8 protein-coding genes are annotated in these 15,199 nt (G+C 34.7%); 2 read left to right on the top strand and 6 right to left on the bottom strand.

Annotation, left to right across the window (positions count from 1 at the left end; genetic code table 11):
• Positions 1-152: 152 nt before the first annotated feature.
• Both gmd and B2Z27_RS14705 read right to left on the bottom strand, forming a co-directional pair.
• Positions 153-1,268 (bottom strand): GDP-mannose 4,6-dehydratase, encoded by a 1,116-nt coding sequence (gmd, locus tag B2Z27_RS14710; RefSeq protein ID WP_286814205.1) that lies wholly within the window; start codon positions 1,266-1,268, stop codon positions 153-155.
• 175 nt (positions 1,269-1,443) lie between these two features.
• A complete protein-coding gene (locus B2Z27_RS14705; RefSeq protein WP_286814204.1) occupies positions 1,444-3,318 on the bottom strand; it encodes an Ig-like domain-containing protein in 1,875 nt (624 codons plus the stop codon).
• 298 nt (positions 3,319-3,616) lie between these two features.
• Here B2Z27_RS14705 and B2Z27_RS14700 point away from each other — a divergent pair, with 298 nt between their 5' ends.
• Entirely contained in the window at positions 3,617-4,510 is an 894-nt protein-coding gene (locus B2Z27_RS14700) for a polysaccharide deacetylase family protein (protein WP_286814203.1), read from the top strand.
• 7 nt (positions 4,511-4,517) lie between these two features.
• The gene (locus B2Z27_RS14695) at positions 4,518-5,456 is read left to right on the top strand and encodes a nucleotide-diphospho-sugar transferase (protein WP_286814202.1); all 939 of its coding nucleotides are present in this window, start codon (positions 4,518-4,520) and stop codon (positions 5,454-5,456) included.
• Positions 5,457-5,533: 77 nt separating this feature from the next.
• Here B2Z27_RS14695 and B2Z27_RS14690 read toward each other — a convergent pair whose 3' ends face one another.
• The 4 genes from B2Z27_RS14690 to B2Z27_RS14675 all read right to left on the bottom strand — a co-directional run bounded on the left by B2Z27_RS14690 (position 5,534) and on the right by B2Z27_RS14675 (position 15,122).
• Positions 5,534-11,164 (bottom strand): T9SS type B sorting domain-containing protein, encoded by a 5,631-nt coding sequence (locus B2Z27_RS14690; protein ID WP_286814201.1) that lies wholly within the window; start codon positions 11,162-11,164, stop codon positions 5,534-5,536.
• A gap of 215 nt (positions 11,165-11,379) precedes the next feature.
• Positions 11,380-12,705, bottom strand: coding sequence for a UDP-glucose dehydrogenase family protein (locus B2Z27_RS14685; RefSeq protein WP_286814200.1), 1,326 nt, complete (start codon positions 12,703-12,705; stop codon positions 11,380-11,382).
• A gap of 20 nt (positions 12,706-12,725) precedes the next feature.
• Positions 12,726-14,003: a nucleotide sugar dehydrogenase gene (locus B2Z27_RS14680; protein WP_286814199.1), complete on the bottom strand. Its 1,278-nt coding sequence runs from the start codon at positions 14,001-14,003 to the stop codon at positions 12,726-12,728.
• Positions 14,004-14,102: 99 nt separating this feature from the next.
• The gene (locus tag B2Z27_RS14675) at positions 14,103-15,122 is read right to left on the bottom strand and encodes an NAD-dependent epimerase/dehydratase family protein (RefSeq protein ID WP_286814198.1); all 1,020 of its coding nucleotides are present in this window, start codon (positions 15,120-15,122) and stop codon (positions 14,103-14,105) included.
• Between the last annotated feature and the right edge of the window lie 77 nt (positions 15,123-15,199).

Below are 15,199 nucleotides of genomic sequence, written 5' to 3'. Positions count from 1 at the left end.
CTAAACTATATTTTAATTTTGAATTAGACTTGTATTTTTTTATAATACAATTTATTTCAATATTCAAAAAAACCCCTAAGTGTTAGAATCAATGTTGAAATTCAACTACTAGCTTAGGGGCTATAATTTTAATATGTATTGCTTAAATATTCTTATTCGAAGTAATTCAAGATACGGTATCCGCCATCCTTAAGATATTGATCTTTTTGCATTAGTTTTACATCACTTTGCATCATGTCTTTAACCAAATCTTTTAGCTCATATTCTGTATCCCAGCCTAATTTAGTTTTTGCTTTAGAGGGATCTCCAATTAATAGGTCTACTTCAGTAGGTCTAAAGTATTTAGGATCCACACCTAAAACTTCTTTTCCAATTTCTAACTGAAATTCTGGGTTGCCGCAAGCTTTTATGTATCCTTTTTCGTTAACGCCTTCGCCTTTAAACTCTAATTCAATACCAACTTCTTGAAAACTCATTCTTACAAATTCTCTAACTGGAGTAGTTTTACCGGTGGCAATTACCCAATCTTCCGCTTCATCAGCCTGTAGAATCATCCACATCATACGTACATAATCCTTTGCATGGCCCCAATCACGTTGTGCATCTAGGTTACCCAGGTAAATTTTGTCCTGTAAACCTAAAGCAATTCTTGCAGTTGCTCTCGTGATTTTTCTTGTAACAAAAGTTTCCCCTCTAATTGGTGATTCATGATTAAATAAAATTCCGTTACATGCATACATGCCATAAGCTTCTCTATAGTTTACTGTAATCCAATAGGCATACATTTTAGCTACGGCGTAAGGGCTTCTTGGATAAAATGGAGTAGTTTCTGATTGTGGTACCTCTTGAACTTTACCGTATAATTCAGAAGTGGAAGCTTGATAAATTCTGGTCTTTTCAGATAATCCCAACATTCTTACAGCATCCAAAATTCGTAACGTACCAATCCCATCTGCATTAGCAGTGTATTCAGGTACTTCAAAAGATACATGAACATGACTCATAGCGGCAAGATTATAAATCTCGTCTGGTTGAACTTCTTGTATTATTCTAATCAAGTTGGTACTATCGGTCATATCCCCATAGTGTAAAATGAAGTTTCTATGTTCTACATGTGGATCTTGATATAAATGATCTATTCGATCCGTATTAAAAAGTGAAGATCTTCTTTTTAGACCATGTACAATATATCCTTTTTTTAAAAGAAACTCACTTAAATAGGCACCGTCTTGTCCTGTAACTCCAGTTATTAATGCAACTTTATTCATGTATAATACTTTTAAACTTTTAGTTTAATTAACAAACGATAGTTTTTGGAAAAAATTCTGTTGTGTGAAAAATTAAATTTTAATTGATATTATGAATGAATCTAATACGACTTTAAAAAAAAAAGGACAATTTCAAGAAACTGTCCTTTTTTAGTTGATTAAATTATATTTATTGTTAAGGAAGTGAAAATCCTACATTGATTAAATTTGAATTTTCGAAAACTGTATTACTATTTAAAGAGTAACCATAAGAAGGTGAGCTAGCCCAAAAATTAGAAGTATTTTCAATAGTGCAATTAATTAATTTATTGTTTGAATTATTTCTATTTACCATAAATAAATAAGAGATGTTTTTAAAAGTACAATTTTCAAAAACGTTATCATTAGCAACACCTGTAGTTCTTGAGAATTCATCAAAATGTATCGCGTTTCTGGAGTTGGTAACTTGAATATTATTAAAATAATTATTGTTGCCAGCGTTTACTAAATTGTTAGAGTCTGAACCTTCTTCCCAATCTCTAAAACGAATAGCTCCCCATACATTGTCAATACTAATATTGCTAAAAGTATTATGATGTGCACCATTTGCAACTTCTATAGATCCCGCGGTATCACTATTGTCACTAAAAGTGCCAGTTACATTTATATTAGTAATATGATTATAACTAACATTACCGAATGATAATTCTACGGTAGTATTAATAGCATTACTATTTTTAACAATATTATTATATGCACCAGCCTTAAGTACTAAGCCGTGACCAAAATGGTTTAAACCAGTTTTCCTTCTGACTGTGCTATTTTCCACGGTTGTATTTTCAGTACCACCCGTTAATAATAGATAATAGTCTGTTGCATTAACATTGTTATCTGATGCTACTTCAACATAATCTACTAGGCAATTATCACAATTATTTAAAACTAGGCCTTCAGCTCCGGAATTCAAAACAATTGAATTTTTTACAGAATTATTATTTCCGATAATTCTCATACCTACACCATTGTAATCTTGAAATCCTGATAAACCAGCTCTGAAATCACCAACATCTGATACCACAATATTATCAAAATTTAGATTATTACCTTGTGCAATTAGACCAATTGAATATCCTCTAATTTGAATATTTGAAAAATTTACAAACTCAGACCTAGAAAATATAGCTATGTCTGTACCTAATGAGTTAGCATTATAACCATTAATTAATGGCATTTCAATTAAATTTATATCATCTCCGTAAGTAAAAGTTGATCCATTTGAAGAAATAATATCTCCGGGGGTATTTTTGTATCCAACAAAATTTATAGGATTATTGCCAGTTCCATTATTTGATTGTTCTAGTTTTAAATTACCATAATTTCCTGCTTTTATATGTACAATATTTCCCGCAGTTGCCATATTTAAAGCGTGTTGTAGACTCCAAGCAGAATTTTCTGATTTTCCATCGTTGTTTGAATTTCCACTTGTGGTTACGTAGTAAACATTTTCACCTGATGTTGCTAAAGTTGAATTTGTAACGATTACTGTTACTGTAGCTTCTTCTGTTGTTGTGGTGTTGTCTTCAGGGTTTGTAACTTCTGTTGTATACGTAAAGGTATCTTCAACAGGTTCTTCCGTACTTGTTTCCGGTTCAGGAGTAGGTTCCGGCTCAGGAGTTGTTTCCGGCTCAGGAGTTGTTTCAGGTTCTGGCTCTGGAGTAGGTGTCTGATCAGAACTTGAAGTATCTTCTGTATTTATAAAACCATCAGGTATGTAGGTAACGGTTTTGTTATCATTTAAAATAACCTGGCCATTATTAGGAGATGATACGCTAATAATTTTTACGTTTTCCCAATTAGGAAAATCATCATTAGACAATACATCAATAACTATACTTTGGTTTGGCTGAGTGGTGACAAAATCATTTCGAATTAAAATACCGATCTCTGAATATTGGTCAGTATCGTTGATAACATATTCTGAAAGTAAATCAGCATCTTTAGAACATGAGGTCAAAATAATCGAAAGTAAAAGGGCCGTAGACAATTTGGGAAATCTAAGGTTTAAACTCATAATTTAAGTAGGTAAAAGAGGTTAATGTTTATTTGTTTCAAAAATTCAACTTTTAATTGAATTTGTCGATTAAAAACTATTTTATTCGATGAAATGCACAAAAAAAATATCTTTTAGGATTAAACGTTCTAAAATATGATTTGGATGTCTTCAACTGCAATTTTTCGTTCAACTGCGTTCTTTTTAACATTTTTATAATATTTGAGCATAGCATACAATTTTAAAAACGATAACTAGTTTATAAATAAGATTCAGAGAAAATTTTTAAATCTATCTTTGGAAAATGAAATTATTTTAAATGAAAGATTCGGTAATTATTGATACTTATGCCCTTGTAAAAAATAACCAAGGAGGTAAGTTAAGATCATTAATAAGGTCGTCGGTATTAGATGTACTTAGTTTAAAGCATAGTATCTTAGGAAATGATGAATTTTTAAAAAAGCCTAGAATTCAATTTTTATATTTTCATCATATATTTAAAGATGAGGTAAAGAACTTTGAGAAACTGTTAGCCTACCTTTCTAAAGATCATTCTTTTATTAGTCATTCCGAAGGTGTTGATAGATTGCTTACAGATAGAATAGACAAGCCCTACATTGCCTGGAGTTCTGACGATGGTATTCAAAATAATATGTTGGCGGCAAAAGTACTTAATAATTATGGTGCCAGTTGCTGTTTTTATATTAATCCAGCTAGTATAGGATTGACCGAATTTACTCAAATTAAAAGTTTTAGTAATGATAAATTGGATATGCCGCCAGTAGCATTTTTAAATTGGAAAGAAGTAGAATTACTGCAAAGTCAAGGTCATGAAATCGGTAACCATACCTATAAGCATGATATGGTTACTCAATTGACGCAAGAAGAATTTGAAGAAGACTTTTTAAAGGCCGATGAAATTTTAACTCAAAAATGTGGTCCTATAAAACACTTTGCATACACTTATGGTAAGTTTGAAAATTTTACCAAACCTGCTTTTGAATTTGTGATGAAAAATGGATATGAGTCTTGTATATCGGCTTCTAGAGGCTGCCATACAAATGGGAAAGGGCAACTTGATAAAAATTCCGTATTCCTGAGGAGAGACCAGATTATTGCGGATTGGAAACTTTCACATATAAAACACTTTTTAATTAAAGGGGCTCAAGAACTGGATTATAACACTAATTTTTTACCTAATTCGCTAGCTTAAAATTCCAATGATGTTAAATACACCAATACTTTTTATAATTTTTAATAGAACAGAGGTTGCCTTGAAATCTTTGGAGGCTATTAAAAAAAGTAAACCTACTAAAATGTATATTTCTGGAGATGGACCTAGAAATACAGTACCTCAAGATGAGGAAAAGGTTAGAAAAACAAGAGAGGCCGTTATAAAGGCTATTGATTGGGATTGTGAAGTAAAAACGTTATTTCAAGATGAAAACCTTGGTTGCGGTCCAGGTGTTTATACTGCAATCAATTGGTTTTTTGATCATGAAGAGCAGGGAATTATTTTAGAGGATGATTGTGTTGCAAGTGATAGTTTTTTTCCATTTTGCCAAACATTGTTAGAACACTATAAAGACGATCAACGTATTGGTCTAATTTCCGGGTTTAATCAAGTAGGAACTATACCTGTAAATGATTCTTATTGCTTTTCTAAATATGCTGTATGTTGGGGCTGGGCTACTTGGCGTAGGGCATGGGAAAATATGGATTATGATATGGTCTGGAAATCTGGTAACTATGAAGAATCTATCTTGTCTAACTGTGGTTATTTAGGGAAAGATTATACCTATTGGAAACGAAGAATTAAAGCTGTTGAAACAGGTCTAGTTAGTGCTTGGGATTTTCAATGGTGCTATAGTGTAGCGGCTCAAAATCAATTAGGTATTTTTCCAGAAGTAAATCTTATAAGTAACATTGGATATGGTGAAGATGCCACGCATAGTTCTAAAAGCCCTTTTATGAATTATGATAAGAGAGAGGAGTTGTCTTTTCCTTTACGCCATCCTAAATATGTTTTGCCTCAAATAGAATTTGACAAGTCGTTTTATGAAGAAAGAAATACGTTAATTAATTCTCTTGCATGGTTTTTTCCTAAACCTATTAAAGATGCCGTTAAAAATATATTGGCTGTTTTTTATAACAAGTAAATGGCAATAGTATAAATTGAAAAAGCGTCAGAGATTGTATGATCCCTGACGACTTTTTTTTATTCAATTTTTAATTCTTATCGTATTAAACTAAAGTGGCCTTTAAATTGAATACTTCTATTATTATCAGTGGCATCGGTATATCTAATTACAAACCAATAGTCAGATTCTGGCAATCTCACACCATTATAGGTGCCGTCCCAACCTGGACCAAAAGGATCAAGGAAATGTACGAGTTTACCATGGCGGTCATAAATTTCCGCAACTACATTATTTGTTAAATTCGGGTCTGCCAAACCTAATGGAAACCAAGTATCATTTGATCCATCTCCATTAGGGGAAAAATAGGTAGGGTAATTTACGATCAAGAATGGGGCACTTTCCAAAGTGCTACCACAACCTCCAATAGATCTTACAAAAATTGTATGCAAACCACCAACAACATTTTGAAAAAAGTTGTCTGTTTGGTAGGGACCATCAGGATCATCCAAACTATACTCAAAGTTGGTATAGGCAAAAATGTCATTATTTATAATGGCTCTTACTCTATTGCCAGAATTTAATTCAAAACCTTCACTGGTAATTTCAACTTCAATATCTTGTGGCAATGGAGCCTCGGTAACATTTACGATATGCTCTAAACTACCACCACAGTTAATAGTATTGCCAATGGTATAAATTCTTAAGCTATATTCACCAGCTTGGGTGACATTAAATATTGCTTCTTCAATTCCATCACCATTGGTGTCGTTATTTGGGGTCCAATCATAAATGTAATCAGGACCCAAGTCAACTCCTATTGGTGTAGAAGTAACTATACCGCTTTCATTACTACACATAGATACTTCGTACGGCAAATCAATAATTGGTTCTTCTAATATAGTTACTTCAAATTGCGATTCAGAAGAACAATCTTGATTGTTAGCAGATTGTGCAAATATGTATATCGTTTGGTCTTGACTCACTTGGCTACCTGCTGCAAGAAGTTGACCTGTACCATTTGCACCTGTGTAATAATTATTATTGTTGCTCAAATTTGGCAAGACAAAAAATTCGCAACCTCCAACATCATTTAAAGTGTCTGCCACCGGTATCGGTTCTATGGTCAAGGTTACTGCAATTCTATTATCGCTTATACAACCTGTAATAGTATCACTTGCTTCTGCATAATAAGTATAGGTGCCAATGGCGGAATCGGCAGGGGTAAAGGAAAGTCCACTTGCTATACTGGTACCTCCTGCAGCGGAGGTGTACCAATTAATAGTATCTCCATTAGTACCTAAAGAAACTTGTAAAGTTCCGTTGGGATTACCTTCGCATGTATTAACGTTTATTGGATTGGCCGCATCATCAATAATAGGGCAGGAGCAGTCTGGGGCCAATGTAGTCGATGTTGCTATACAGCCATTGTTATCCGCAGTAATAGTTACGGAACCTATATTTGATGGAATATCAATAATACTATTACCACTAATAGTTCCCGCAGATGTTGTTAAAACAGCAGTAGGTATATTGTTCGAAAATTCAACAGAGTAGGTGTTTAAGTCAGCGCTACAGGTTGGAACCATCAAAGTCAATTGTGGTGTTTCATTAATAGTTACTATAAAACTGGTTTCATCAAAACAGTTTGGCGTGGTACCAGATTCTGCGTAAATATATACGGTTTGAGTAGTAGTAATATCAGAGCCTTCCAAAAGATTAGTTCCTGACCCGTTAGGGGCAGTGTAATAAAAGTTATCGGCAGATAAAACGGGTAGGGTGTAGGGACCACATTGATCAATGTCCATACTTGTATCTACAACTGGCATTGAATTAATAGTTAAGGTTACCGGAATTCTATTACTTGTACAGCCAGAAACTGTTTCAATAGCTTCTGCATAATATGTATAAGTGCCAACTGCCGTTTCTCCAGAAGAATACGTGGTTCCAGTACCTAATAGGGTACCTGCCGTACTAGCGTCATACCAATTTATGGCATCGCCATTGGTTCCTAAATCTACGGATAGATCAGGAGTGGCGGTACCAAAACATATAGACGGATTATTTGCGTTTACAGGGATGTCAATTACAGGGCAAGAACAATCTGGTGCGGTTATGTTCAGGTCTCTAATACAACCATTGTTATCTACCGTAATTGTAATGTCATTGCCTGCGGTTATACCTGTAATGGTATTACCTGTTAATACTCCTTCACTTGTATTTGTAATGTTGCCTGCGTTTACTACCACATCAACATCATAGGTCGCCAAATCTGCAGAACAGGTGGCGGTAGTAGCTGGGTCTAAGGTAGGGATGGTGTTGACGGTTACCGTAGCGGAGGTTACGGGTACTAAATTTAATATACATGTACCACTTTCTATACTGCTAATTTCCATAGTAATATCTGCTGTAGTAGAAGTTTCGGTTATTGTTTCTATACCTGTGGCATCTAAAGTTACCGAAACAGGTGTAGTTCCTCCATCCAATGAGTATGTTATGATATCTCCGGGAGTACCGGTTATAGTAAACTCGGCATCTTCGCCTTCGCAAATGTTTGCCGCAGTGGCTACAGGGGTAATTGCTGTTGGGCCTGCCGTTACATTAAGTGTGGCAATAGATTCCTCGTAACAAAGATTGTCATCTCCCATGACACGAACACCAAATATTCTTCCATCATCAGCAGTTGTTACAGCTGCAATAGTAAGTTGATTAGTTGTTGCCCCTGTAATTATTGCATCATCAACAAGTAAGGTGTATGTTGTTCCTGTATTGGTTATCTCATACCATTCGTATACAATGTTGGTATTTGGAGCTGGTCTGGATGCAACTACCGTAAATATAGCATCTTCTCCTTCACAAACTACGGTTGGATCTGTGAGACCAGTGTCTATTACTGCGGGTTCTGAAATCATACGAACTCCAGCATTTAAAGGAAATGTTGTGTAACCAACTTCACTAGTAACTAAGCCGTTTCCATCAGTGGTAGCGACACCAGTTCCTATGACTCCATCTCTATCATCATCTATATATCCATTTTCAATACTATCTGGACAGCCGTCGTTGTCTGAATCGGTATCTTGACAATCAGGGATAAAATCTCCAGTACCCATTAAGCCATCTGTATTTCTTTGAATTCTTATATGGTCGTAATTTCCTGATTGTTGATTTAATGCAACATTACTTTGGTGTTCAATGCGAATACTTAAATGTTGCCCAATAGCGGGTGAACCTGCTGGAATCTCGTAATTAATAGAAAAATCTGTCCATGTTCCATTTGGAGTATCCTCTGGATTAATTATAAGAACGTAAGGTAGAGCAAAGAAATTTAAACCACCATCGGTTAAATCGGTATCATAACCAATTGTAATGATACTAGTGCCGTCATTTCGATAACGGTCTACGTAGTCTAAAGCATCCCCTACAGCTATTGTAAGCATGTAAACACCTTCTTCTAAAATTAATCTAGATCCTGTTTGAGTTATTGTAATGTCATCATTAAGAGCTAAATATGCATCGTTTTGATAATCAGGGTCTGCAAGATCGGGAACTAAAGATCCATCAGTTCTATAGTTTGGTGATGGTGTTACAAAAATTCCACTACCCAAAGGGTATTCTTCATAAGTATAATTATCTGCATTAACCAAATTGGCATAGGCTTCACCAGATCCTGCAACGTTATACCAATAATCCATAGGATTACTAAATGGAGAACTATTACCTCCTAAAATAAAATTATTTTCAGGATTTTCAAAATCAAAAGGTTGTCTTAAAAAAATCGAATTTAATAAGTTACAGTCTTCCTGTTCATCGGTAATACCATCATTATCATCATCTTCATCAATATTTGTTTGTAATATATTTCCAGCGTCATATCGATAATAATTTCCATCTTCAATGCCGTCACTATCAGTGTCTAAAGGATTACATGCTGAATTTAAAATATTGTTCCATTGTTCAGGTCTAGGTCCGGTGTATCCTTCTCCATTATTTACAAGTCCATTGGCATCTACCGTGTTGCCTAACAATCCACCACCGAAATCAATATGACCGGCCTCAACGACATCAAAACATCCGTCATTATCTGAATCCAATTCTTTACAATCGGAAATTCCATCGGCATCAGAATCACGGAATAACTGAATATTGTCATAATTACCTTGCCATTGAAGTAAATCAAAATTCCAGTTATGGGTAATTCTTATGGAAATAGCTTGGCCTAAAGCCGCGTCTGTAGCGATAACAGTTCCTGTTACGGAAAATCTAGACCATGTGCCATTTGGTGTTTGCCAGCCTTCGATTACCCTAGTACCTCCTGTAATGGGAGTGAAGTTATTGTAATCTCCATCATGGTAACCTATTTCTAAGGTAGTTTGACCATCATTACGGTATCGATTATCTTGGCTAAATCCATCGCCAATCATTAATTCCATTGTGTAGCTACCTTCCTCAAAAGTCCCGTATACCTCATTTGATGTAATGCTTCCATTGCCGTTTATATAGGCGTATGTTATTCCATCTGCTGCAGAGTTATAATTTGTTCCATCACCTATGTTTACTGGGTCTTCTAAACCAGCATTTGTGTCCAAACTTCCATTTATGTTTGTAAATCTCCAATATTCAATAAAATTCTCCGGAATGCTAAAACCTTCGAAGCTACTATTAGGAATAGGTATTTGACATTCAAAAATATCTGATATTCCATCATTATCATCATCCTGATCTACATTATCTAAAACTCCATCACCATCGTTATCATAATAAAATGGGTCACAAACAATAAGTGAACTATCTACGACTTCTTGAGAACTGCCAGAATAACCAGTTCCAACGTGTATAACAGTTCCGTCAGCATTTGTTCCCGAATTATCTAACTCACCTATAGCATTTGCAATATGTCCTGCTTCTACAGCATCAAAACAACCATCATTGTCTGAATCTACTTCTAAACAATCTGAAATTCCGTCGCCATCTGTGTCTCTAACTAATCTTAAATTATCATAATTACCCGCAAGGGCACCAGGCTGTCTTTCATGTGTTATTCTAATTAATATACCTTGTCCCACTGCGGGGTCTCCAATATTTATATCTGTGCTAAAAGAAAAAACATTAAAGGTGCCATCAGGAGTATTGCTTCCATCTTCAATTAAGGAATTGATAGGAGTAAACGAGGCCGGATCATTTCCATATCCTAATTCTATAGTTGATATGCCATCATTCCTATAAGGATTGGTAGGGCTTAAACCGTCACCAATATTTATAGAAAGAATATAACTTCCTGGTGAATAAATACCTATGTGTGTACTTAGAGTAATAGATACTATAGGGTCAGTACCGTCTGAGTTAATATAGAGGAATTGATTTTGTTCTGGTGCTATAGGGTAATTGTTTGCTGGCTCTATATTATGGGTGCCTGCTAAACCTTCTCCTGTAGTATACAAAGTAGGTGAATAATCCCAATTATCTGGAAAATCATTAGCTATAGGGCTTTCAAAACTGTAATTAGGTATCTCAATTTCACAATCATATAAGTCTAATATGCCATCATTATCATCGTCTAAATCACAAACATCCCCTATACCATCACCATCAGTATCCGTATTTGATGGGTCGGGTATATTTGGGCATAAGTCAACAGCGTCCAATACACCATCAAAATCAACATCTTGAGCATTGGATATTAATGAAAATGTTAAACATAAAAGTGCTAAGTATAATGTTCTATGTTGCATAATGGTTATTTGTAATTAGTAAATAACACTTAGGTTTCAATGTTATTTAAACGTGGTAAAAATAGTCAGCATAGTAGCTAATTTTTGTATTAATCGCTGAATCGCAAAATTACTAGATAAGAGCAAACTTATTTCTTTAATTTTTAAATGATTATCAACAAAAAAGGTCAAGAACAACGTTCTTGACCTTCAACTACTTCTTATGTAAAAAGTTGTTATTTCTTACCAATTTGGTAATATGTAAACCCTTTTTCGGGCATATTTAATGCTGTATATTGGTTTCTACCATCAAAAATAATTGGTTGGTTCAACCTTATTTTTAATTCTTCAAAATCTGGTGATCTAAATTCTTTCCACTCCGTTAATAGTAACATTGCGTCCGCGTCTTTCAACGTATCATATTTAGAATCGAAATAAGTTACATTTTCTACATCTTTAAGGTAGAAACTCTTTGCTTCATGCATGGCCTTAGGGTCATATGCATTTACGGTAGCACCTCTTTTTACCAATTCTTTTATGATATAAATAGCCGGGGCTTCTCGCATGTCATCTGTTTCCGGTTTAAATGCAAGACCCCAAATAGCAAAAGTCTTCCCGGTAAGGTCTTCGCCAAAATGACCGACTAATTTGTTGGCTATAACAAATTTTTGGTCATTGTTCACTTTTTCAACGGCATCAATTAACCTTGGTGTATAACCGTGCTGCTGTGCGGAACGTTTTAACGCCTTTACGTCTTTTGGAAAGCATGATCCACCGTAACCACTACCAGGGTAAATAAAACTATAACCTATTCTACTGTCCGATCCAATACCAACTCTAACTTTGTTTACATCTGCACCTACCAATTCACATATGTTGGCAACTTCGTTCATGAATGAAATTTTAGTGGCCAGCATGGCATTTGCCACGTATTTGGTCATTTCTGCAGAACGAACATCCATAGAAATCATTCTATTCTGTGTTCTAAAGAACGGAGCATATAGGGTTCTCATTTGTTCTTCAGCTTCGGGTGTTTCTACACCGATCACAACCCTATCCGGCTTCATAAAGTCATTGATGGCATCACCTTCTTTTAAGAATTCCGGGTTAGATACCACTTCAAAAGGAATGTTTACTCCGCGTAAGGTTAAACGTTCTTGAATTTTAGCCTTTACTTTGTCCGCTGTACCCACTGGTACCGTAGATTTATCCACAATGATCAGTTTTTGCTGCATGTGGTCACCTATGTCTGAAGCAACTTGTAATACATATTGTAAATCTGCTGCACCATCTTCACCCATTGGCGTACCAACTGCAATGAATGCTATATCACATTTTTTAAGGGTTTTGGCTAGGTCGGTACTAAAATGTAGTGTTTTGTTTTCAAAATTTCTCAACACCATTTGTGTAAGACCTGGTTCATATATAGGTATAATACCTTTCTCTAGGTTCGTGATCTTTTTTTCGTCTATATCTACGCAGGTAACCGTGTTTCCCATTTCAGCAAAACACGTTCCGCTTACTAGACCTACATATCCTGTCCCTATTACCGTTAAATTCATTTTCTAATTTCTAAAATTTATTATAGTCGAGCTGTATATCCTGAAACCAATTTTCCTTTTACATCATAGATTATAGTTTTATCGTGCTTATAGCTGTCCAAATTTTCGTTTAAGAATAATTCATGTGCTACTGCCATAACTATGACATCAAATTTTTCATTTGGCTTATTTTTCGTTGTTTTAATTCCGTACTCATGTTCTACTTCTTCTGGATTTGCCCAAGGATCGTAAATTGTAGTTTTAACCTTGTATTCACTTAAGCTATTCACTAAGTCTACAACCTTTGTATTTCTTACATCAGGACAATCCTCCTTGAAAGTAATACCTAAAACAAGTATTTTGGCATCCTTTACCATTAAATCATGCTTAAGCATTAATTTGATGATTTGTAGACTTACGTACTCGCCCATACCATCGTTAATTCTTCTACCAGCTAATATTAAATCGGGGTTGTACCCATTTTCTTGCGCTTTCTGGGCTAAATAATAAGGGTCAACACCGATGCAATGACCGCCGACTAAACCCGGTTTAAATGGTAAAAAATTCCATTTAGTACCAGCTGCAGCCAAAACATCATTTGTATCTATGTCTAATAGAGCAAAAATTTTGGCCAGTTCATTCATGAAAGCGATATTAATATCTCTCTGGGTATTCTCAATGACCTTGGAGGCTTCCGCAACTTTAATGGTAGGGGCAAGATGAGTACCTGCTGTAATAACTGATTTATATAATTCATCTACCTTTTTACCGATTTCCGGAGTAGAGCCCGACGTTACCTTTAAAATCTTCTCTACAGTGTGCTTTTTATCCCCCGGATTTATACGTTCTGGTGAATATCCGGCAAAGAAATCTTTATTGAATTTTAAGCCGCTAACTTTTTCTAATACTGGTATGCATATTTCTTCCGTAGCCCCAGGATATACTGTTGACTCATATATTACAATGTCACCTTCTTTTAATACTTTTCCTACTGTTTCGCTAGCTTTAATTAAGGGGGTAAAGACCGGTCTTTTAGTGTCATCTACAGGAGTAGGGACTGTAATTACATAATAATTACAATCTTCTATATCCTCTAATTGAGTACTGCATTGTAACCCCTTTTCTTCTGAATTAATGTTTTTTACCAGAACTTTTTCTAAATCCATACTGGTTAATTCAAGAGTGTTGTCTCGTCCGGACATTATCTCATCAACTCTTTTCGAATTAATGTCAAATCCAATTACTTTAAACTTTGTACCGAACAGAGCAGCTAGTGGAAGTCCAACATACCCAAGTCCTATGATGCCTATTTTAATCATTTATTTTAAATTTTGTAAATTAAATATGTCTTTTGTTTATTTTACTTTTTATAAAGTTTTAGAGATGTAAGTTAAACTAAAAAAAAAATAATAAATTGTTTAGTTATAATAATTAGTATACCACTTCACAAATTGATGAATTCCAAATTCAACATCTATTGCGGGTCGGTAATTGTAATTTTCTTTCAATTCCTCAATATCCGTCCAAGTTTTATAAACATCTCCATCTTGCATCGGTAGCATGTTAAAAGTTGCTTTTTTTTTCAATTCCTTTTCTAGAATAGCAATAAAATCCATTAGTTTAACCGGTTTGCCATTTCCAATATTGTATATGGCATTATTGCTGTTTTCTGAATTGCTTATAAAACCTTTTTCTACTATTTTATTGATTCCACCAATGATATCATCTATATAAGTGAAATCCCTTTCAAGCTGCCCATTGTTGAATACAGGGATACCTTCATTTTTTAAAATAGCTTTCGTAAATTTAAAGTAGGCCATGTCCGGTCTACCCCACGGTCCATATACGGTAAAAAACCGCAATCCGGTTGTCTTGAAGTCATATAAATGACTATATGTATGCGCCATTAGTTCATTGCTCTTTTTGGTAGCGGCGTATAAACTTACGGGACTATCCGTAATATCGGATGTTTTAAAAGGGGTGGTAGTGCTATTGCCATATACGCTGGAACTACTTGCGTAAATTAAATGCGGAACATTTGTTGACTTGCAACCCTCTAGAATATTAAAGAAACCTAAAATATTACTATTTATATATTTATCCGGATGTTCTAAACTGTAACGCACACCTGCTTGAGCAGCAAGATTGCAAACGATATCGAATGTATATTTCTGAAAAACCTTGTCAATATTCAATTTATCCTCAAGACTACATTTAATAAACTCAAAATTCTTAAACGAATTACTCTGAATAAATTTATAATTATGGTCTATCTCCTTTACGGAAATACCTAGTTCAGTTAATCTTGCAATTTTTAAATTAACATCGTAGTAGGAATTTAAATTATCTAAACCAATAACAGTATGGCCAGACCTTAGTAATGAAAGCGATAAGTGGAAGCCAATAAAGCCCGCAGCACCAGTTACAAGTATTTTCAAAATTTTTAAATTTTAGATATACAAATGTAACTATTGACCATTATAAATTACTTCAATAGGGATAGTTTATTAAAGGT

The sequence above is a fragment of the Maribacter sp. UBA3344 genome, from assembly GCF_002362375.1.
Taxonomy (GTDB): domain Bacteria; phylum Bacteroidota; class Bacteroidia; order Flavobacteriales; family Flavobacteriaceae; genus Maribacter; species Maribacter dokdonensis.
The sequence above is the reverse complement of the archived record's forward strand: the minus strand, read 5'-3'. Positions and strand labels throughout refer to the sequence as shown.